The organism is Terriglobus saanensis SP1PR4, from assembly GCF_000179915.2.
Classification (GTDB): domain Bacteria; phylum Acidobacteriota; class Terriglobia; order Terriglobales; family Acidobacteriaceae; genus Terriglobus; species Terriglobus saanensis.
The window spans coordinates 3,705,125-3,724,517 of record NC_014963.1; the positions used below are offsets into that span (position 1 = coordinate 3,705,125).

At 57.3% G+C, this 19,393-nt stretch carries 18 protein-coding genes; 10 read left to right on the forward strand and 8 right to left on the reverse strand.

The features are described 5' to 3' along the window. Positions 1 to 78: 78 nt before the first annotated feature. Positions 79 to 882 (reverse strand): anti-sigma factor family protein, encoded by an 804-nt coding sequence (locus tag ACIPR4_RS21800; RefSeq protein WP_049780955.1) that lies wholly within the window; start codon positions 880 to 882, stop codon positions 79 to 81. 3 nt (positions 883 to 885) lie between these two features. Beyond that, on the reverse strand, positions 886 to 1,455 hold the full coding sequence (locus ACIPR4_RS14915) for an RNA polymerase sigma factor (RefSeq protein WP_013569490.1): 570 nt from the start codon (positions 1,453 to 1,455) through the stop codon (positions 886 to 888). A 165-nt stretch (positions 1,456 to 1,620) separates the two neighbouring features. Here ACIPR4_RS14915 and ACIPR4_RS14920 point away from each other — a divergent pair, with 165 nt between their 5' ends. Further along, a complete protein-coding gene (locus ACIPR4_RS14920) occupies positions 1,621 to 4,407 on the forward strand; it encodes a TonB-dependent receptor (protein ID WP_013569491.1) in 2,787 nt (928 codons plus the stop codon). 6 nt (positions 4,408 to 4,413) lie between these two features. Here ACIPR4_RS14920 and ACIPR4_RS14925 read toward each other — a convergent pair whose 3' ends face one another. From ACIPR4_RS14925 to ACIPR4_RS14940, 4 genes are all read right to left on the reverse strand, one after another. After that, complete coding sequence (locus tag ACIPR4_RS14925) at positions 4,414 to 5,250, reverse strand: Nif3-like dinuclear metal center hexameric protein (RefSeq protein ID WP_187290193.1); 837 nt, start codon at positions 5,248 to 5,250, stop codon at positions 4,414 to 4,416. A 157-nt stretch (positions 5,251 to 5,407) separates the two neighbouring features. Continuing rightward, positions 5,408 to 6,319, reverse strand: coding sequence for a dienelactone hydrolase family protein (locus tag ACIPR4_RS14930; protein WP_013569493.1), 912 nt, complete (start codon positions 6,317 to 6,319; stop codon positions 5,408 to 5,410). 86 nt (positions 6,320 to 6,405) lie between these two features. Further along, positions 6,406 to 6,807 (reverse strand): DUF1801 domain-containing protein, encoded by a 402-nt coding sequence (locus tag ACIPR4_RS14935; protein WP_049780956.1) that lies wholly within the window; start codon positions 6,805 to 6,807, stop codon positions 6,406 to 6,408. An 86-nt stretch (positions 6,808 to 6,893) separates the two neighbouring features. After that, positions 6,894 to 7,817: a LysR family transcriptional regulator gene (locus ACIPR4_RS14940; protein ID WP_013569495.1), complete on the reverse strand. Its 924-nt coding sequence runs from the start codon at positions 7,815 to 7,817 to the stop codon at positions 6,894 to 6,896. A gap of 203 nt (positions 7,818 to 8,020) precedes the next feature. Between ACIPR4_RS14940 and ACIPR4_RS14945 the strand changes: the two genes are divergently transcribed. Genes ACIPR4_RS14945 through mnmA form a run of 3 tightly spaced genes read left to right on the forward strand, consistent with a single transcriptional unit; the run spans position 8,021 to position 11,113 of the window. Continuing rightward, positions 8,021 to 8,761, forward strand: coding sequence for an SDR family NAD(P)-dependent oxidoreductase (locus ACIPR4_RS14945; RefSeq protein WP_013569496.1), 741 nt, complete (start codon positions 8,021 to 8,023; stop codon positions 8,759 to 8,761). A 47-nt stretch (positions 8,762 to 8,808) separates the two neighbouring features. Then, the gene (locus tag ACIPR4_RS14950) at positions 8,809 to 9,924 is read left to right on the forward strand and encodes a cysteine desulfurase family protein (RefSeq protein ID WP_013569497.1); all 1,116 of its coding nucleotides are present in this window, start codon (positions 8,809 to 8,811) and stop codon (positions 9,922 to 9,924) included. Between the two features lie 19 nt (positions 9,925 to 9,943). Continuing rightward, entirely contained in the window at positions 9,944 to 11,113 is a 1,170-nt protein-coding gene (mnmA, locus tag ACIPR4_RS14955; RefSeq protein WP_013569498.1) for a tRNA 2-thiouridine(34) synthase MnmA, read from the forward strand. Between the two features lie 83 nt (positions 11,114 to 11,196). On the opposite strand, the gene ACIPR4_RS14960 is transcribed toward mnmA, so the two are convergent. Next, positions 11,197 to 11,808 carry a methyl-accepting chemotaxis domain-containing protein gene (locus ACIPR4_RS14960; RefSeq protein WP_041586123.1) on the reverse strand — a complete coding sequence of 204 codons (612 nt, stop codon included), beginning with the start codon at positions 11,806 to 11,808 and terminating at the stop codon, positions 11,197 to 11,199. 104 nt (positions 11,809 to 11,912) lie between these two features. After that, complete coding sequence (locus tag ACIPR4_RS14965) at positions 11,913 to 12,305, reverse strand: YtxH domain-containing protein (RefSeq protein ID WP_013569500.1); 393 nt, start codon at positions 12,303 to 12,305, stop codon at positions 11,913 to 11,915. Between the two features lie 271 nt (positions 12,306 to 12,576). Here ACIPR4_RS14965 and ACIPR4_RS14970 point away from each other — a divergent pair, with 271 nt between their 5' ends. The 6 genes from ACIPR4_RS14970 to ACIPR4_RS14995 all read left to right on the forward strand — a co-directional run bounded on the left by ACIPR4_RS14970 (position 12,577) and on the right by ACIPR4_RS14995 (position 19,382). Beyond that, positions 12,577 to 13,842: a glycosyltransferase gene (locus tag ACIPR4_RS14970; protein ID WP_013569501.1), complete on the forward strand. Its 1,266-nt coding sequence runs from the start codon at positions 12,577 to 12,579 to the stop codon at positions 13,840 to 13,842. Between the two features lie 28 nt (positions 13,843 to 13,870). Beyond that, positions 13,871 to 14,428 carry a DUF4334 domain-containing protein gene (locus ACIPR4_RS14975; RefSeq protein ID WP_013569502.1) on the forward strand — a complete coding sequence of 186 codons (558 nt, stop codon included), beginning with the start codon at positions 13,871 to 13,873 and terminating at the stop codon, positions 14,426 to 14,428. Between the two features lie 431 nt (positions 14,429 to 14,859). Then, positions 14,860 to 15,417 (forward strand): DUF4334 domain-containing protein, encoded by a 558-nt coding sequence (locus ACIPR4_RS14980; protein WP_013569503.1) that lies wholly within the window; start codon positions 14,860 to 14,862, stop codon positions 15,415 to 15,417. 136 nt (positions 15,418 to 15,553) lie between these two features. Next, positions 15,554 to 16,156: a DUF4334 domain-containing protein gene (locus ACIPR4_RS14985; protein WP_013569504.1), complete on the forward strand. Its 603-nt coding sequence runs from the start codon at positions 15,554 to 15,556 to the stop codon at positions 16,154 to 16,156. A gap of 172 nt (positions 16,157 to 16,328) precedes the next feature. Continuing rightward, entirely contained in the window at positions 16,329 to 17,411 is a 1,083-nt protein-coding gene (locus ACIPR4_RS14990; RefSeq protein ID WP_013569505.1) for a BON domain-containing protein, read from the forward strand. A 198-nt stretch (positions 17,412 to 17,609) separates the two neighbouring features. Then, positions 17,610 to 19,382, forward strand: coding sequence for a glycoside hydrolase family 57 protein (locus tag ACIPR4_RS14995; protein ID WP_013569506.1), 1,773 nt, complete (start codon positions 17,610 to 17,612; stop codon positions 19,380 to 19,382). Positions 19,383 to 19,393: the final 11 nt, after the last annotated feature.

Genomic DNA, 19,393 nt, shown 5'->3' on the forward strand with positions numbered 1-19,393 from the left:
AACCAGAGACGGGACTGCCAACGAGCTCGTTCTGTTCGCGGATGCGTGGGTAGAGGATACCCACGCACTGCCTTCTTCTTATGCAGGCGTCTGCCGACGAACGTACTTCCTGTAGGCGGCAATCCAATCGGTGGCGATCTCCCGCTGCGCTACGGTCAGGTCGACCGTTCGATCGCAGACCATCTGGTGCAGATGTTTCTCCAGTTCGTCCTTGGCGCGTGCATTCCAAACACCCTCATGCTCAGGCTCGGGCCAAAGGTTTTTGATATCGTTGGTGCCACCCAGCTGGGGATTCACGAGGTAGTCGATCTGGTAGTTTTTCCCTGCCCGTCCACGGGGAACACCGTACTCCTCCAGCACAGCATTCTGCGTCGAAGCAGGCACCGTGGGATCCAGATCCTCATCGGTTGAGGAGCAGATCTCGCTAAGAGTGACGGGACGGATCGCCCCCGGCGTCAGAAGGCGGTTCGGTATGCTTTGGGACTTGGCATCCTGCGATCCAGTCGATTTGTCCCTGGCCAATCTCCGCTCTCCATAGACCGCAACTCCAATCACCATCAGGAGCGTCGCAACCGCCATGGAAGCAGGAAGCAGACCCCCGGAAAGAGATCGGCGCCACCAGCGAGCAGGTTTTTCCTGAGCGTTCAGTTGCTGTTGCAACCGGGCACGCGCAACCAGCGACGGAGAGATCTTCTCCAGAAACTTGGAGTTGCAGAGACCGTTCAAATCGCTGAGCGTGCCCTCCATGCTTTCCTGACGCTCATGGCATTCCGAGCAGCTCGCGAGATGTCGGCGCGCCATCTCCGCTTCCGCCTGCGGAAGTTCAAGGTCAAGGAACCGAAGAAGATCCGCGTCAGAGAGATGCTGCAACCGATCGGACATGGCTTATCTCCTCTCTACTCGTTCCAATCGCGCCAGAGAGCGTGTGAGGGATGCGGAGACGGAACCGAGAGAGATGCCAAGTATCTTCGAAATCTCGCGGTACCGCAAACCTTCCGCGCGCAGTCGCAGGCAGGACTGGTCTACCTGAGGCAGAGCATCGAGCGCCGACTGCAGCCTTCTGTGTCTTTCGTTGAAGAGAACCAGTTCTTCCGGATTGAGGCCGAAATCGCTATTCTCGATTTCCGGAAAATCGAAAGGAAGGGCACTGGCGGCATTTTTCTGGCGACGCTTCAAAGCCAGGTTATGAACAACTCGAAAAAGCCAGCCCTGAAGATTCTGGCGCGGTCGCTCTTGCAACAGGTGCCGGAAGAGCGCGAGAAACGTCTCCTGCACGATGTCCTCGCCGTCCTGAAGGGAGATACCGAAACTCAAGGCGTAACCGAGCAGCCGTGTCCGCATGAGATCGAAGAGGTCGAGCACCTCCTCCTGGAGCAGGACGCTCCGGTCCGTCTTTTCCTTTGCCGAAGAGCGGAGGAGCAGGTGAACCGCCGTATTGGCTGGGGACGAGGACATGAAGACGTAATTCAGTATGCAATAGCGATCTTCGAGACATTGTCACGATCTGCTCAAAAAAAATCTGAACAGATCGGGGGCCTCCGGAATATATCTCCAGACGCCCAACTCCAGGGAATCCCGCCATGGGCCATCTGCGCGACATCGTACAAAGGACCACAAAGAATGCACCTGGATCTACGTCTTGCCTTGTTGTCTTTCCTCTTCACCTTGCCAGTGCAGTACACCGCCGAGTCGCAAAATGTAGTTACTCCCGCGACCGCCCGCACCGGCGAAATTCGCATCCGCGTCCAGGGCCCGGACGGTCGCCCGTTGCAGGCAAAGGGCACACTTTCAGGACCTGCTGCTGGTTCCAGCCGCAGTGTTGAGATTGCTCCGGATGGTTCTCTCAACGTGCCCGATCTTCCCTTTGGCCGCTATCAGTTGCAGTTCGTTCAGGCCGGCTTCGATGCGCAGACCATCACCTTCCAGGTGCAGTCGGCGACGCCCATCCGCCGCGAGGTAACACTCGTCCTGAGCGGTCTGTCTACGACAGTCAACGTCATCGCCTCGACTCCCATCGGCACACTCGACATCCCCGTCTCCGATGTACCTGTGCCAGTGCAGACGCTGACCGCGCAGACATTGGAAGACACCAACGCCATCGATCTGACGGACGCGATGAAGCGGCGACTGAACGGCGTCTACGTCAACGAGAACCAGAACAACCCCTTCCAGCCGGATGTGAACTATCGCGGTTACACGGCCTCACCGCTGGTCGGATCGCCCGCAGGCCTCTCCGTCTATCTCGATGGCGTTCGCCAGAACCAGCCCTTTGGCGATGTGGTAGCGTGGGACCTGATTCCGAAGGTCGCCATCAGCACCGTCGAGTTGATCCCCGGATCGAATCCCGTCTACGGTCTCAACACACTGGGCGGCGCAATCGCCGTGCAGACGAAGAGCGGTATCTCAAACAGTGGTTTTTCCATCAGCGGATACGGCGGCAGCTTCGGTCGACGCGCGGTCGACGCCGAGTACGGCGGCAGTAATAACGCCGGGTTGAACTGGTACGCCGCAGGGACACTCTTCCACGAAGATGGCTGGCGCGTGCAATCGCCTTCGAGCGTGCGACAGTCCTTTGCCAAGCTTGGCTATAACCACGGAGGAACGGTCCTCTTACTCTCTGGCGGTTATTCGATCAACGACCTCACCGGCAATGGCACACAGGACTTCCGCGCCATCGCCCGCACCACCGGCCTGAACCACGGCTACGCCAGCGTGTACAGCATTCCAGATAGGACATGGCAGCACTCGCCCTTCCTCACCTTCAATGCCACGCACGCGCTGAGCAAAAACTTCACCTTCAACGGCAACGCCTACGTGCGGCACGTGCGCACCAACACGACCAACGGCGATATTAACGACGACTCCTTCGACCAGTCGCTCTATACGTTGAGCAACGCGGACAAAGCTGCTCTGACCGCAGCAGGAATTGCCTTCCCCGCAAGCATTACACCGGTGAACACACCATTCCCTTTTCTACGCTGCATCGCGCAGGGGTTGGAACTGGATGAACCCGGTGAAAAATGCACCGGCGTCGACACCGACACCGTGGACCGGCAACATGCCTACGGCCTTTCGGGCGTGCTCTCATGGCGCACCAGCCACAATCAATTTTCCTTCGGCTCCGCGTGGGACCACGGCTCGCTGACCTTCGTGCAGAGCGCGCAGTATGGTTATCTGAATCCGGACGGTATCACCGTCACGCGCATTCCGGTCTTCCTCGACGGATCTACCTCGGTAGACGATGCACCGCAGGACAACCGTGTGAACCTGCACGGCAGCACGAATACACCCAGCTTCTTCCTCAGCGATACTCTCTCCGTGGGGAAGTGGGTCTTCAACGCCGCTGGCCGCTACAACCACACCAACATCAACAATCTCGACCGCCTGCCGCCGGTCTCCTATCGAGGCACACTTACCGCCATCAACACCTTCCAGCGTTTCAACCCCTCTGCAGGCGTTGTCTACAAGGCATCGAGCCTTCTGCATGCCTACTTCGACTACAGCGAAAGCAGCCGTGCCCCCACCTCCACTGAACTCGGTTGCGCCGATCCCAACTTCCCCTGCAGCTTGCCCAACGCGCTCGTCAGCGATCCACCTCTGAAGCAGGTCGTCAGCCGCACCTATGAAACAGGCGTGCGCGGCAACCAGGACGGCAACATCCGCTGGAACCTCGGCTTCTTTCATACGAATAACGACGACGACCTGCTCTTCGTCGCATCCCAACAGACCGGCTACGGTTACTTCCAGAACTTCGGCCAGACCCGTCGCCTGGGCGTGGAGGCTGCCGTGTCAACACATCTGCGGCGTCTCGATGCGGGCGCGGAATACACGTTTCTGAATGCCACCTACCAGAGCTCGCAGATCATTGGCAGCGGAAGCAACAGCAGCAACACCAACGCGCTCGACGGTGGTCCGGGCGTGACCGATGGAGGCAACATCACCATCTCTCCCGGCAATCGCATACCCCAGGTCCCGCAGCACATGATGAAGCTCTATACCGACTATCATCCTCTGCGAAAGCTGTCCGTCAATGCAGACTTCAACCTCATCGGTGCCTCGTATGTTCGGGGTAACGAGAACAACCAGCACCAACCCGATGGCGTGTACTACCTCGGCTCCGGGCAGAGCCCGGGCTACGGTGTCGTCAACCTTGGCACGCGCTACAAGTTCAACGCGCACTATGAACTCTTCGCGCAGATCAACAACCTATTGAACCGTCATTACTACACCGCCGGACAGCTTGCCTCTACGCCCTACGACGCCAACGGCAACTTCACGCCTCGGCCATTTGCATCGATCCAATTGGACGGAGATACCGCATTCCCGATCCGCAACACAACCTTCCTCTCACCCGGAGCACCGGTGACCGTCTTCGGCGGTATGAAGGTCTCCTTCGGAAAGCAGTAGCTCGTTCTACTTTCCCTTGGGCGGATGTTCTGGATTCCAGAGCGGCTGCCCTGCCAGAATGTGATCCACCTGCATCCCCGGAAACAGTGTGCGCAACTCCTGCGCACACTGTTCCATCCCCGGTTCTTCTGAAACCTCATGCCCAAGCAGGATGAGCGCCTTCGGACGCCCTTGCGCCACAGCATCGCGCACATACTCTACTGTCTCCCATTCGCTGGCCTCGCCTGCAATCAGCAGTTCCACCTGCGGCTGATTCAGTGCGAGCACCTGCCTCGACAATCCCGAGGAGCCCGGCAGCAAAGCCACATGCGAGATCGCAAGACTCGGGTCGCCTTCGACGCGAAGCGTGCGGATGTGTAATTTGAGCTCGAGCGCGCTGGCGAGCTGGCCCAGCGTCGTCTGCGGAATGGTGACGAAGTACTGGCCGAACGGACCGGCTGGATGCGGATAGTGCTCCCAGCCCAAGGCCTGATAGACACCCGTCAGAATGTGATCTCCCGCACGGTCGGCATGGATCTCGTCATGCAGGCGGTACACCACAAGATGGTGCTGCTCGATAAACGCGAGCTTCTCCTTGTACACAGGATCGTTGACGAATGCCGCCGTATCGTCGCGGTGGTTGTAGAAGGTGGGTTCGTGGCTGATGATCAGGTTATCCCCGCGACGAACCGCTTCCCGCAGGACGTCCATCGTGTCGAGGAAGGTCGTCGCAATTCCCTTCACCGGCGTAGAGGGATCTCCGGCCTTGAGCGTATCGACTGTGTCCGGGGGCGGCGACGGCGCATAGCGATGTTGAATGCGTAACCATGTTTCACTCGCGCTCAGGGCTTGTGCGCTTGCCATCCCATGCAGAAGACCCAGACTGAAAAGAAGCGCGGAAAAATTTCGACAAGAGGTGTTCATCGCAAAGGGAGGTCGCATGCGCCATCGTAAATGGGAAGATACGTACTTGTCCTGGAGCTGCAACAGAACAAATCCCCCGCCTGCGCGAACAAATCGATCAACCGCGTACGTATTTATTGAACCAATCGATGGTACGCTGCCAGGCGAGATCGGCCGCGGCCTTGTTGTAGCGTTCCGGCGTCGCATCGCAGTTGAAGCCATGCACTGCACCCGGATAGATATAGCCTTCATGCGGAATATTTGCCGCCGTCAACGCCTGGTCGTAAGCAGGCCACGTCGCTGCCGTGCCCTTGTCGAGCTCCCCGTGGTGAACAAGGACCGCTGCTTTGATCTTTGGAACATCGGATGCTGGAGGCGCGCCACCATAGAACGGAACCGCAGCCGACAGATCCGCGCCCAGCCGGACTGCCAGCGTATTGGCCATACTGCCGCCATAGCAGAAGCCGATAACACCGATCTTTCCCGTGCAATCGGGACGCGCCTTCAGCCACTCGGCGGAAGCCACCATATCTTCGGTCATCTTCGCACGATCAATCTTGGCGAACATCTGACCGCCCTTGTAGTCGTCGCCTGGAAAGCCTCCTAACGAAGTCAGTCCATCCGGCGCAAATGCCATAAAGTTCGCGAGAGCCAAACGCCGCGCGATGTCTTCGATATGTGGGTTCAGGCCGCGATTCTCATGCACGACAAGAATGCCCGGGAGTTTCGTCGATGTAGCGGACCGCGTGTCGGCACTGACAGGCCGCACCAGATATCCCTTGATACTTCCGTTGCCCTTCGGCGAAGGTACGGTCTCATACGTGGCCTTGATCCGATCGTCGGTGCGGGAGACCTGCTGCCCCAGGGCATAGTTGGGCATCAAGCCTTCGACCATGGCGGACGCGGCTACACCGCCAACGGCTAACCGCTGTATGCCGTTCATAAAAGCACGACGGCTCATACCGCCATGGATGAACTGGTTGTAGAGTTCGATGGCTTCGAGGGGCAGTTTCGGTCTTGCCGGTTCCATTGGCTGACTCCCGACGGGATCATAGCATCTCCTCTGGCAGACAGATGTCATCCAAATCGCGATGCTGCTGAGGCTCATTGATCAGTTCACTTGCTGCTCGTCTGCCGCGCCTTCGGCTTGCTCTTGCTCTCGAGATTGAGCGCAACTGCGGCGCGAATGAGATCCTTCAAGGCCGCCTCATGGAGCTTGTCGCCTTCGTGGATATCGATGGCGCGCCGGACCTTTCCGTCGAGGCTGGAGTTGAATAGACCGGAAGGGTCCTTCAACGAAGCTCCCTTGGCAAAGGTCATCTTGACGACTTTCTTGTACGTCTCTCCCGTGCAAACGATGCCGCCATGGGACCAGACGGGAGTTCCCATCCACTTCCACTCTTCGACGATCTCAGGATCCGCTGCGTGGATGACTTCGCGCACCTTCGCGAGCATCTTCCCTCGCCAGTCTCCGAGCGCCTTGATCTTCTCGTCGATGAGTACTGATGCGGATTCCATCGGGAGTGTCCCCTCCTGCACGGCTCCAACTCTCGCACCCAATTTATCTGCGTTCCGCGTAACCTGCAACCTCTGCAACAAGTTCTTTAGCGCGCCTTGCTTGAGACGCGGGAGACGAATTCGTCGAACCGCGAAAGCAGCACCTGCAGCACCGGCGAGGAGTTGTCTTTCTTATAGCCAAGGCATAAGTCGATCGTCGGCGGCTTGCCCTTGAGTGGACGGCTCGTCACCGAACCGGGAAGCAGATTCTTCGCATACGTGGGCAACAGAGCGACACCGTGCGTTGATGTAATGAGGGACATCACCCCAGCCAGATTGTCCACCTCATGGCTGGGTTTGATCTTGATCCTGCATTGCTTTAGATACGCGTCGATTACCCTGCGCAAGGCTGGAGGTCGGCCCAGTCCGCTCAGAGCTTTGCCCGATACGCTCAGGAATGTTTCGCGCACAATCTCACGCGGGTCGATTGACTTCAATGCCGTAAGTCGATGATCGCTCGGCATAAAGACCTCCAGGGGCTCCTTCGCAAGGACGCGGAAGTTCAGGTCGGATGTTCCGTCTTCTCGTCGAAGAAAAGCCGCGTCGATGCTGCCGTTTGAAAGACCCACCGCGAGTTGGGGAGAGACCTGGCTTGAGACGACAACATGGATCTTCGGCAACTCATCGCGCAGAAGCTGCAGCGCTTCGGGAAGCCACGTGGATTCGTGCCCGGTTAAAAATCCCAACACAAAGTATGGCTTGGCAGGTTCCGCCAACCTGCGCGCTGACTCCACCGCGATCTCCACCTGCGATAACACCACGCGCGCATGGTCAAGAAAAACTCTCCCCGCCGCTGTGAGTTCTACGCCACGTACGCTGCGTGTAAGAAGCTGAGCCCCGACCTCCGCCTCCAGATCGTTGATCTGCCGACTCAGAGAGGGTTGGGTCGTGTGCAGTTTTTGGCCTGCAGCGACCGTGAGACTTCCCGCCTCTGCGACTGCGATGAAATATCTGAGATGCCTAAGTTCCATGCCTGATAAGCATAACTCCCCAGCCTTCAAAGTATTTTTCAAAAGCGGGAAGCGCGAATACTTTCTCTTCTGACGAGTGATTTCGTTTCATCACACCTACTGAATATTCATCTGTCCAGCAAAGGCCATGCGCTGGAAGCAGGAATAGGGCCCGCAGTTGCGGGTTGGAACGATGATCATTCGCGTATTAAAAGGAGATTCTAATGTCGAAGTTAGTCAACAAAGTGGCACTCGTAACCGGCGGTTCCAGGGGTATCGGCGCAGCGATCGCGAAACGTCTGGCTGCAGATGGAGCGAGTGTCGCCATCACGTACGCGAAGGACGCCACTTCGGCTTCCGCCGTAGTCCAGGCGATTGAACTCGCTGGCGGAAAAGCAGTTGCGATCCAGGCCGATGCCGCCAGCATCGAAGCCGTCGAGAGCGCGGTAGAGAAGACTGTTGCGACGTTTGGTCGACTGGACGTGCTGGTGAACAACGCTGGCACGGCCATTCCAAAGACGTTCGAGGAGACGTCTCTGGAAGAGATGGATCACATGATCGACCTCAACCTGCGAGGCGTCTTCATTGCGACGAAGACGGCTCTGAAGCACATGAAGGACGGCGGACGCATCATTATGATCGGTTCGTGTGTGGGCGAGCGCGTCCTGACGCCGGGGCTTGTGGCTTACTCGGCCACAAAAGGGGCCGTCAAGATGTTTGCGCAAGGCTTGTCCAGAGAGGTCGGGAGCCGAGGCATTACGGTCAACAACGTCCAGCCGGGACCGATCGACACGGACCTAAATCCCGCTTCAGGCGATTGGGCTGTACCGCAGAAGGCGGCCACGGCGCTTAATCGCTACGGTCGTGTAGAGGAAGTCGCCGCATTGGTAGCCTTCATCGCCGGTCCGGAGTCCTCCTACATTACCGGAACAAACCTGACCGTGGACGGCGGAACGAACGCATAACCAGCTTCCGCGTCTGGTTTGCCCCGGCCACCTACAATCAAAGCAGCATGTCTCGCATCTACCTCGACGCCAACGCCACCACGCCCGTCCTCCCCGAGGTCGTGGAGGCCATGCGTCCCTTCTGGTTCGAGACCTTTGGCAACGCGTCGTCGATCCACCAGAGCGGCCAGCACGCCCGCTCCGCTATCGACGACGCCCGCCAGCACCTCGCTGCCCTCCTCGGCTGCCGCGCAACTGAAATCATCTTCACCTCCGGCGGCACCGAGAGCGATAACCTCGCCCTCTTCGGCACCCTTCGCGCAGGCGACCACTGCATCACCACCGCTATCGAGCACCACGCCGTCCTCCACGCTGCGGAAGAACTGGCCAAGCGCGGCATCGACCTCACCATCGTACCTCCGACTCCTGATGGCCTCATTACGCCCGAGTCCATCCAAGCAGCGCTCAAGCCCAACACAAAGCTCATCAGCGTCATGCTCGGCAATAACGAAACCGGGATCCTGCAGCCAATCGCCGCCATCGCAGAGATCGCCCACGCCGCCGGTGCCCTTCTCCATACGGACGCGGTTCAGGCTGTCGGCAAGATCCCCATCGACGTCAAAGCCCTCGGCTGCGACCTCCTCTCGCTCAGCGGCCACAAGATGCACGCCCCCCAGGGCATCGGCGCGCTCTACGTCCGCAAAGGCATCCCACTCCAGCCTCTTCACTATGGGGGAGCGCACGAGCGCGAACGTCGCGCGGGCACGGAAAACGTTCCCGGCATTGTCGCCCTCGGCAAAGCCGCGCAACTCGTCCAGCTAAAGAACGATACCGCCACCCTCCGCGACCGCCTCGAAGACGCCCTTCTGAAGATCCCCGGCACCCAGGTCAACGGAACTGCCGAGCGCCTTCCCAACACCACCAACCTTCGTTTCGACGGAATCGACGCCGATGCCCTCGTCATCGCCCTCGATCTGCAGGGGATCGCGACCTCCGCTGGCTCCGCCTGCCAGTCCGGAAGCACGGAGCCGTCGCATGTGCTACTCGCCATGAGACTTACGCACGATGAAGCAAAAGCCAGCCTGCGGCTCTCCCTAAATTGCCTCAATACCGCTGCTGAAATCGATCAGGCAGCGACCATCATCACCTCTACGGTCGCCCGCCTCCGCGCAACGGCGCTCTAAACCTGCGAAAATAGGGGTAATGCAGTTGGAAGCCCCAAACTCGACCATAGCCGAAGCGCCTATCGCGGTAGTCCCCATAGCCGTTGCTATGTCCGGAGGAGTCGACTCCTCCGCCGTCGCCGCGCTTCTGCGCTCGCAGGGGCACACGCTCGTCGGTCTCACCCTGCAGCTCTGGAACCAGCGCCGCCTCGCCGGACACGAAGGCATGCCCGAGCAGGTTCGTGGCCGCTGCTGCTCCATCGACGACGTCTACGACGCCCGCCGTGTGGCCGAGCAGCTTGAGATCCCCTATTACGTTGTAAACCAACAGGAGCGCTTCGAAGCCGACGTCGTCAAGCCCTTCGTCGCCGAGTACCTCGCCGGGCGCACACCGATCCCCTGCACCCTTTGCAACAATCACCTCAAGTTCGACCAGCTTCTCCTCACCGCCCGTCAGATTGGCGCGGAGAAGATCGCCACCGGCCACTACGCCCGCAACGAGTTCGACGTGGCCCGAAACCGCTGGATCCTCAAACGACCCACCGACCGCAGTAAGGACCAGACCTACTTTCTATTCGGTCTCACACAGCCACAGCTCGCTCGCACGCTCTTTCCGCTCGGCCACATGGAAAAGCCAGCTGTCCGCGCCATGGCCGAAGAGCATGACCTCGCCGTCGCCCACAAGCCCGACTCGCAGGAGATCTGCTTCATACCCGGTGGCGACTACAAGGCTTTCCTCGCGGCCTACCTCGACGATCAGGACCAGGCCATGCCCGACACCGCAGGCGAACTCGTCGACACCACGGGAAACACCGTCGGCCACCACACCGGGATCCACAACTTTACCGTCGGCCAGCGCAAGGGCGTGCAGCAGAACCTCAATGCGCACGCGGCTTCGCCCTTCTACGTCCTGGGCATCGATGCCACCACGCACAACGTTACCGTAGGTTCCGACGATGATCTCTTCGTCCGTACGGCAAGGATCGATCGCCTCAACTGGATCTCGATTGCTACTCTCGAAACGCCGCTTCGCGTTGAAGCAAAGATCCGCCACCGCCATGAACCTGCGCCCGCTACCATCGCGCCCAACGAAGACGGCACCATCACCCTCACATTCGACGAGCCACAGCGTGCCGTCACGCCCGGCCAGTCCGCCGTCTTCTACCAGGACGATGAAGTCGTTGGCGGCGGTTGGATCAGCAGCAATTAGCTTTCGATAGACATCAAGACAAAACAACAAAGCAAAAGGCCCATCCGGATCCGGATGGGCCTTTTGGCTGAATTCAAAACTACTTAAGCGTGATAATCCTCGCCCTCACCCATACGTTCTTCGCCTTCGTGAGAGTCGTACCTGCTGCCGTAGCGGGCAACGTACGGATTCGCCTTTGGCGTAACCCGCGTTTTCAGCTTGTCCACAGCGGCCTTTACCGCAGCTACAGCACCGACAAACTGCTTCACGGGAGCCATAATGGCATGCTGGATGGAATGTGTAATCGTCTGCGCTCCATTCAAAGCATCCGTCGTGATCTGATCCACATGCGCGGCCTGCTTCTGCGTCTTTCGGGTCAGATCGCTCAAAAGGGCGTCAATTTCAACTGCCTTGGCACGCGCAATCTCGCTGATTTCGACGGCGTTCGAAGTGATCTTGCGTACCTTTGGGCTCGTTTCATCTACAACAGCCTGCACGCTGGAGAGCAGCGGCATCGCTTTACCGTGCATCTGCGTGATCAAACCCAGAATCTCTTTACGCGCCTTGGCTCCCGCCAGCGCGAAGCTGATCAGAATGCCGCATTGAATGACGACGGCCAGCGTGACTGCGCCGGCAAAAATCATCAACACGGTGACTTGGCTCTGGGTCAACCCACCCACCGTCATACCGTCGGTCTGCAAGAGCAAAGCAGGCATTATTGTCGTCAAGTGCATCACAGCGCCTCAGTTCTAAATAGAAAGTTTTGGTCAAGCAAGACGGGACCCTGCTTGGGTCCCGTCCAGAAGTCTACTTCAACAGATTACGAGTTTTGAATCTGTTGTCCGGCTTCGCTGATCTGATCGCCCGTGTTCTCGGTGGCCTTGCCAAACGCCTGCTTGCCAGCATCCACAGCAGCCGCAACCTTACCCTGCTGCTCCTGGAGGTAGTCCTTACCCTTGTCTACGTACTCGCTCCACTGGGTACGGCCCTTTTCGTAGTACTCGCGGCCTTTTTCGGCATACTGACCAACCTGCTCCTTGCCCTGATCGACATACTGGTTGGCCTTTTCGCGCGCATCACGCGCACTCGCTGCCAAGTCCTCGCGGGTCTCTTTCCCGCTCTTCGGTGCATACAGAACACCGGCCAGGGCGCCGATACCCAGCCCTGCAAGAAACCATCCCAAACCGCTTACGTTGCTCTCGTTATCTGCCATTTTTTTGTCCTTATCTTCCCGTCGGGAGTGCGTTTATGTCCAGCTCGTAGCGGCATGCCCGTGACGGCGCAATTGCTTCCCTAAACTGGATGCCGAACTTCTGGCGAAGGTTTGCTGACGCTCCAATGATGGCATATTCAACCCGCCAATTTAGAACTCTTTGAAAGAGCGGGCAACCATGCTCCATTTCGGGCTACTTTAAGTTTTTTTTCCCCACAAAAGACAAATTGGGGAATGAAATCGAAGTTCGCGTGTTTTAGCTCCAATGAGCATGAAAATTGGCTTCGTAAGTATGCCGCACGCAGGACATCTTAACCCGATGACTGCACTCGCACGCAAGCTTCAATCCCGGGGGTACGAGGTAGTATTTCTCGGCCTTCCGGACGCCGAACCGATGGTGCGCTCCGCGAATCTGGCTTTCGTGCCCTACTGCGAAAAACAGTACCCAGCAGGGTTTATTGCCGCTGCCTATGCTCAGGCGGCGGAACTGCAGGGGCTGGATGCCGTGCGCTATAGCGCTGAGCACGTTCATGCGGCCCTGCTCAGGGACTCCTTGGAGTATTTGCCGGAAAAGCTGAAAGAGGCTGGTATCGAAGGTTTGGTATTGGATACGGTCCACTTTTTCTTTGGTCTGATTCCGATGAGCCTCGGCATGCCCTATGTCCACATCTGGAATATTCTCCCCACGGATTTATCGGGGACGTCTCCGGCGAGCTTCCTAGGTTGGCGGCACGAGATTTCACCCGAGGCCGCTGCCAGGAATCTCGAAGGATTGAGGTCGGTTGGCGCGTTGTTTGCCCCGGTCCTGGCGGTTGCGAAACCCTTTGCTGAAAAGGAGGGATTGCAGGTCGACTGGAGCGCTCCTGGCGCAACCCTATCTCCGTCGGCCATTATTACGCAGATTCCCAGGGAGTTTGACTACCCGAACATTCCATGGCCACCCGCGTTTCACTATGCAGGCCCATTTCACGACGATCAGGGCCGGGAACCCGTCCCATTTCCATGGGAAAAGTTGACCGGCGCTCCCTTGATCTACGCCTCTCTGGGAACTCTGCTGAACGGACAAAAAGAGATCTACAACATCATTTTTGAAGTTGCCGCGCGACTCCCCGAGATGCAGTTTGTAGTTCCGGTAGGCGGAAATGTTTCTCTGGAGGATCTCGTAACGGCTCCTCCCAATATGATCGCCGTACGGAAAGCCCCTCAAATCGATTTGCTGAAGCGTGCCGCGCTTTGTATCACCCATGCGGGTTTGAATACTACGCTTGAGTGCCTCGGAAAAGGCGTTCCGATGGTAGCCATGCCCATCGGGTTCGATCAACCCGGCATTGCGGCCAGGATTGCGTATCACGGTGCGGGCGAGCTTCTTGAAAGGAGCGACCTCACGGTTGACGCACTTTTGAAGTTGGTCCAAAAGGTCCTGACGGTTCCCGATTACCGCGAAAAAGCTCTTTACTTCCAAAAGGTAATTGCAGAAACCCGCGGATTAGACAGGGCTGCCGACATCATGGAACAAGCGTTCCGAAGAACCAACTGATCGCGATGGAAAGAAAGGACGATCTGGTGTGAAAGACAATTTAATTGAAGTTTTTGAACGGTATAAGAGCGAGCGTTTCATTCAAGACGACTCGAAGCTGCTTGACCTCTTCGATCAGCTTGATCCCGTCTCGTGCGACGAAATTTATTCGCGTTGGTCGGGAGGGAGCTTTCAGACGGGACACTGGGTCGGGAACGCCCTCCGCGACATGAAATGGTATGGGAAATGGTTTCGGTCGAAGCTGGATGCCGCTCCACTCATTTGTTTCGACGAGGACGGAAATTTATTTTCGAACCAGGTCGTGGGTGGAGAGGGAATTCTTTGGATGGCAGAGTTTCGAGGTAAAGTCTCCGCCACATTGATCTGCGACATTCAGCCCATGTTCGACCACTTCAGAAAAGTGGACGACGACACGCTGATGGGCATTATGGACGAAAAAAAAATATTGACGGAAATCGAACTCGTTCCGAACGATCGGTACTTCTTTTTCTATTTGCAAAGGGTTGCGAAGTTTCCCGCCAAATTTGTGAACAGGAACGAAACGAATCTTTGGTCTGCATCTGTGCAAGTCCCCCAGAAGGCTTAGCTTCGGGAGAGGACCTCCAAATTTCGTTCACTCTTGAGAATCTCGGGATGACTTCCCTGAATCTGATCATCATGCGGAAGGTTGCTCAAACTTGATTTACCGAGGCACGCCGCAAATCGTATTGCCCATGGGGGTTTAAATACAGCGCTTGAGTGGCTTGGAAGAGAGTGGCCATTCCCGGCCGGATTCGATCAACCCGACACTGTCGCCAGAATTATCACGGCGCAGGTGATTTTCCTGAAAGAGACGACCTCACGTCTGAAACTTTTTAGCGCTGATTCAGAAGATCCTGACGGGTCCCAGCTATCGCGAAAAGCCTTTACTTCAAAAGCTAATTGCAGAACTTACGGTTAGACATCGCTGCGGATGTGAAGAAACAAGCGTTTCGAGAACAACCAGCGAAAGTTAGGAATAAGGGGAGCAGTAAGGTTTTGGAAAATAAGTTAATCGAAGCTTTTGAACAGTATAGGAATCAGAAGTTTATTAAAGACGACTCGAAGTTGCTCGAACTCTTCGACCATCTCGATCCCGTCTCGTGCGACGAAATTTATTCACGCTGGGCGGGAGAATGCTTCCAAACCGGCCACTGGGCCGTCAAGACTCTCACCGACATGAAGTGGTATGGGAAATGGTTTCAAACCAAGATGAATTGCGCTCCGCTCATCTGCTTCAACGAGGAGGGAGATTTATTTTCGAACCAGATTCTGGGCGGGGAGGGCATTCTCTGGACGGCAGAGTTTCGAGGTAAAGTCTCTGCCACATTGAGCTATGACAGCCAGCCCATGTTCAACCACTTTAGAAGGGTGGACGAGAACACGCTCATGGGCATTATGCAGGAAAAAAGATTGCTGACGGGGCTCGAAATCGTTCCGGCTACTCACTACCTCTACTTTTGCCTGCGGAGGGTGGCGGAGTTCCCCGCGAAGCTCGTTCCTCACAGCCAGGCAGATCTTTGGCCCGCACCTCGACGAGCCCACTATGGGGTTTAATGGCTCCGGAAAAACAATCTGCCTTCTAACTTCATTCTTGTTCCAGAGGAGATTGCGAGAATCACGGCAAACACGGACGTGATGGATAGGCGTTTTCAATAAGCAACGAGCAACGGCCAGGGATAGGGAGAGCAGAATGGATTTAAAAAATGAATTAGCCCAGGCTTTTGAAAAATACAAAAATCAGGAGTTTATTGAAGACGATTCAAAGTTGCTCGACCTCTTCGACCAGCTTGATCCCATCTCATGTGACGAAATTTATTCACGCTGGGCGACAGGCCCCTTCAACACGGACCATTGGGCCACGAAGGCCGTCAGCAAGGTGAAGTGGTACGGACAATGGTTTCGCTCAAAGATGGATGCAACCCCACTCGTCTGCTTCGATGAGGAAGGAAATTTATTTCCCTATCAGGTCATAGGCGGTGAAGGAACGCTTTGGATGGCAGAGTTTCGAGGCAAAATCTCCGCCACGATGATGTGTGATCTTCAGCCTGTATTCAACTATTTCAGAAAAGTGGATGACAACACGCTCATGGGCATTATGAGCGAAAAAAAACTATTGCCAGAGACCGATGCCGAGCCAACCGATCGGTACTTCTATTTTCATTCACGGAGAATTGCGGAGTTCCCCGTGGATTTTGTAATCAAGAACGAAATGGATCTCTGGCCCGCATCTCAGCAGGCCCCCAAACCAGCAAGCCCCCAAGTACGGCAAAGAGCTGAAAGGAAGTCGTGCTGACTCTGGTCCATACAATGGACCAGTTTTGCTAACACTCCTGCCCCGAACCCGCGTCTAATCAAGTGCGAACCCATTCGAAAGTCTTGGGTTCTCAGTTGGCGGAGAAACTGTTGTAATCGACTTGACGCTCTTGTGCTGGTCCATGAGCAAAGAGTCTTTGGAGGAGATTGGTATGAACCGTATCAACGCAACCCGGAACATCGGGGCAGTCGCAACCCTGGCACTGGCCCTCATCGCCACCGGTTGCAAGCCTAAACCTGTCACCGTCGACGATCCTACCCTGATGTCGAACATCCAACAGAAGATCGCCAGCGACGGCGCCCTTCACAATGAAGCCATCCAGGTCTACGTACAACAGGGCGCGGCTACCCTCAACGGCCAGGTCTCCAGCGAAGCAGCCCGCTCCCTCGCCGCCAATGACGCCGCAGCCGTCGCTGGCGTAGCGAAGGTCATCAACAACCTCGTGGTAGGTCCTACACCCACCACAACCGCCACGGTAACGGCTCCGCCTCCCGTTGCGCCCGAGCCGGTTGCGCCAAAGGTGAAACACGAGAAAGTTGTTCGCGAGCCTGCACCGGTGCAGCGTTACACCCCGCCGCCGCCACCCCAGCCGCTCCCTGAGCAAGCGCGTGTCGTCGCTGCACCTCCACCACCACCGCCGCCGCCACGTGCTCCTGCGGGTCCGGTTTATCGCACGATTACGCTGGCGTCTGGCAGTACCTTGCCAGTACGCGTCACCACGCCTTTGGATAGCGCCACCACGCAGACAGGCGATGCCTTCTCCGGTGTCATCGCCTCTGACGTCATCCAGGACGGCATGGTCGTTCTCGCCCACGGTACGCCGGTCACCGGTCGCGTCACGGAAGCCAAGGACGCGGGCCACTTCAGCGGTAACTCCGAACTGGCCGTCGAGCTTACTGGCCTGAACCGCCACGGAGAGCGCATCGCCCTCACCACGGAACCCTATGACGTCAAGGGCAAGGGCCGCGGCGCCAACACTGCCACCAAGGCTGGCGTGGGCGCTGCAGCAGGAGCTATCCTCGGAGGCATCTTCGGCGGCGGTAAAGGTGCAGCCATCGGCGCGGCAGCAGGCGGCGGTACCGGTGCCGGTATCAACGCTGTGACCCGCGGACAGCAGGTACAGATTCCCTCGGAATCGATTGTGCGTTTCCACCTCGCGAATTCGATCGCCATCCGTACCGCAACCGCGGCTGACTCCTCTACTCCTGGCGATCCCTCTCTACAAACTCACTAAGCAAAAGCATCCGTTTAAAAGGACGAAGCGTCGTAACGCTTCGTCCTTTTCTTTTTGCGGGCCGTCCTACGAACATGAACCTGCCGCGCCGCTGTCGGCATCTGAAGGCATGAAGATCCAGGTATAGACTGAGGGGGACGTCCACGCCGGCCAGTCCACCCCATCGCACCTCACAGCCCACAAGGAACGTTGAGACGAATGAAGCAAGTGACCAAACCTGCAGGATTTCTTACTTTTACGCTGCACGCGCATCTACCCTACGTCGTGAATCACGGCACTTGGCCCCACGGTATGGAGTGGCTGCACGAAGCCGCGGCAGAGACCTACTTACCTCTACTTCGGGCACTCAAGCGTCTCGAAAAGGATGGCATTGGGCTCTTTGCGAACATCAATCTGTCGCCCATTCTTTTAGAGCAGCTTTCCCACCCGAATTTCATCAAAGAGTTTCCGAAGTACGTTACTCGCAAAATCGTAGCCGCCAACGAGGATGAAGCGTTCTTCACACAGGGCGGCGAGAAGCATTACGCCGAGACAGCCCGCTTCTGGCGCGACTTCTTCCAGCAGGCGCTGGACGACTTCGAAGCTTTGAATAAAGACATTATCGCGGGCTTCCGTTATTTCGCCGAACGCGGCTTGATCGACATCATTACCTGCGGCGCAACCCACGGTTACAACCCGCTTCTCGGTACCGACGAAAGTGTCCGGGCGCAGTTGCGCATGGCCGTCAAAACCCACCGCCGTCACATCGGCAAGCAGCCACGCGGCATCTGGGTGCCTGAGTGCGGTTATCGTCCGGCTGGCTTCTGGAATTACCCCGTGGCGGCAGCAGGCGAAGAGTTCCCCTACCCCGGTTACGACCGTATTGGCACGGAACAGGCGCTCTCTGAAAGCGACATCGAATTCTTTTTTGTAGATACGCACCTCGTCGAAGAGTCGGAGCGTATTCCCTCCCCTTACGAGCTTCTCAATGGCACAGTGCCTCTCGATCCAAATTTGATCGCAATGACGGAAAAGGCCAGCCGCCGTCTTTATCAGCCGTATTACGTCAACGGCCCCTACGACAAGCGCCACGCCACTTCCGTCTTCCCGCGCGACCCGCGGACTGGCGTTCAGGTCTGGAGCGGTGAAGGCGGATACCCCGGCGACCCCGGCTATCTCGACTTCCACAAAAAGCGCTGGCCTGGTGGGCACCGCTACTGGCGGGTCACCGGTTCCAAAGTCGACATGCAGTACAAAGAGCCCTACTGGCCGCAGGAAGCCCTGGCAAAGACCCGCGACCATGCGAAGAACTACGTACACCTCGTGCGCGAAGCTCTCGCAAACGACCGTGCCGACTCCATCCCTCCAATTCTTTGCTCGCCCTTCGACGCCGAGCTCTTCGGTCACTGGTGGTTTGAAGGCATTCATTTCCTGGAAAATGTAGCGCGCGAAGTTCACGCCTCGGCGGACATCAAACTCACGAGCTGCGCCACCTATCTCGACGAATACCCACGCGCGGGCTTCATTAACATGAAGGAAGGCTCCTGGGGAGCAAACGGCGACAACACCGTCTGGATGAATCCCGATACGAGCTGGACCTACACGCATATCTATCCAGCCGAAATCTACACGCGCGAAGTCTGCACGGGTACGAAGTGGCGGGATGGCGGTATGGGCGAACGCATCGTCAACCAGCTCTGCCGCGAACTTCTTCTCCTTGAATCCTCTGACTGGCAGTTCCTCATCACCACCGGAGCGGCCCGCGACTACGCCGAGATGCGCTTCGCCAATCACAACAGCGATTTTCTCCTGGTGAAATCCATCTGGCAGATCTTCGAAAGGGACGGCGCGATTACCGAAGCGGAAGAAGCCCGTCTCGCGGAAATTGAGCTGCGCGACAACATCTTCCCGGACATCGATCCTACCTTCTGGCGCGCAGGCGAAAAGGCTGCGCGCCGGGACGAGCTGGTTCTTTCGACCGAAGCCAAATAATCTATAAGGGA

What these genes read in the sequence shown, in the direction of transcription:
- ACIPR4_RS21800 (WP_049780955.1), bottom strand. Translation starts at nt 882, where the DNA reads ATGTCCGATCGGTTGCAGCATCTCTCTGACGCGGATCTTCTTCGGTTC.
- ACIPR4_RS14915 (WP_013569490.1), bottom strand. Translation starts at nt 1,455, where the DNA reads ATGTCCTCGTCCCCAGCCAATACGGCGGTTCACCTGCTCCTCCGCTCT.
- ACIPR4_RS14920 (WP_013569491.1), top strand. Translation starts at nt 1,621, where the DNA reads ATGCACCTGGATCTACGTCTTGCCTTGTTGTCTTTCCTCTTCACCTTG.
- ACIPR4_RS14925 (WP_187290193.1), bottom strand. Translation starts at nt 5,250, where the DNA reads ATGGCAAGCGCACAAGCCCTGAGCGCGAGTGAAACATGGTTACGCATT.
- ACIPR4_RS14930 (WP_013569493.1), bottom strand. Translation starts at nt 6,319, where the DNA reads ATGGAACCGGCAAGACCGAAACTGCCCCTCGAAGCCATCGAACTCTAC.
- ACIPR4_RS14935 (WP_049780956.1), bottom strand. Translation starts at nt 6,807, where the DNA reads ATGGAATCCGCATCAGTACTCATCGACGAGAAGATCAAGGCGCTCGGA.
- ACIPR4_RS14940 (WP_013569495.1), bottom strand. Translation starts at nt 7,817, where the DNA reads ATGGAACTTAGGCATCTCAGATATTTCATCGCAGTCGCAGAGGCGGGA.
- ACIPR4_RS14945 (WP_013569496.1), top strand. Translation starts at nt 8,021, where the DNA reads ATGTCGAAGTTAGTCAACAAAGTGGCACTCGTAACCGGCGGTTCCAGG.
- ACIPR4_RS14950 (WP_013569497.1), top strand. Translation starts at nt 8,809, where the DNA reads ATGTCTCGCATCTACCTCGACGCCAACGCCACCACGCCCGTCCTCCCC.
- mnmA (WP_013569498.1), top strand. Translation starts at nt 9,944, where the DNA reads ATGCAGTTGGAAGCCCCAAACTCGACCATAGCCGAAGCGCCTATCGCG.
- ACIPR4_RS14960 (WP_041586123.1), bottom strand. Translation starts at nt 11,808, where the DNA reads ATGCCTGCTTTGCTCTTGCAGACCGACGGTATGACGGTGGGTGGGTTG.
- ACIPR4_RS14965 (WP_013569500.1), bottom strand. Translation starts at nt 12,305, where the DNA reads ATGGCAGATAACGAGAGCAACGTAAGCGGTTTGGGATGGTTTCTTGCA.
- ACIPR4_RS14970 (WP_013569501.1), top strand. Translation starts at nt 12,577, where the DNA reads ATGAAAATTGGCTTCGTAAGTATGCCGCACGCAGGACATCTTAACCCG.
- ACIPR4_RS14985 (WP_013569504.1), top strand. Translation starts at nt 15,554, where the DNA reads ATGGATTTAAAAAATGAATTAGCCCAGGCTTTTGAAAAATACAAAAAT.
- ACIPR4_RS14990 (WP_013569505.1), top strand. Translation starts at nt 16,329, where the DNA reads ATGAACCGTATCAACGCAACCCGGAACATCGGGGCAGTCGCAACCCTG.
- ACIPR4_RS14995 (WP_013569506.1), top strand. Translation starts at nt 17,610, where the DNA reads ATGAAGCAAGTGACCAAACCTGCAGGATTTCTTACTTTTACGCTGCAC.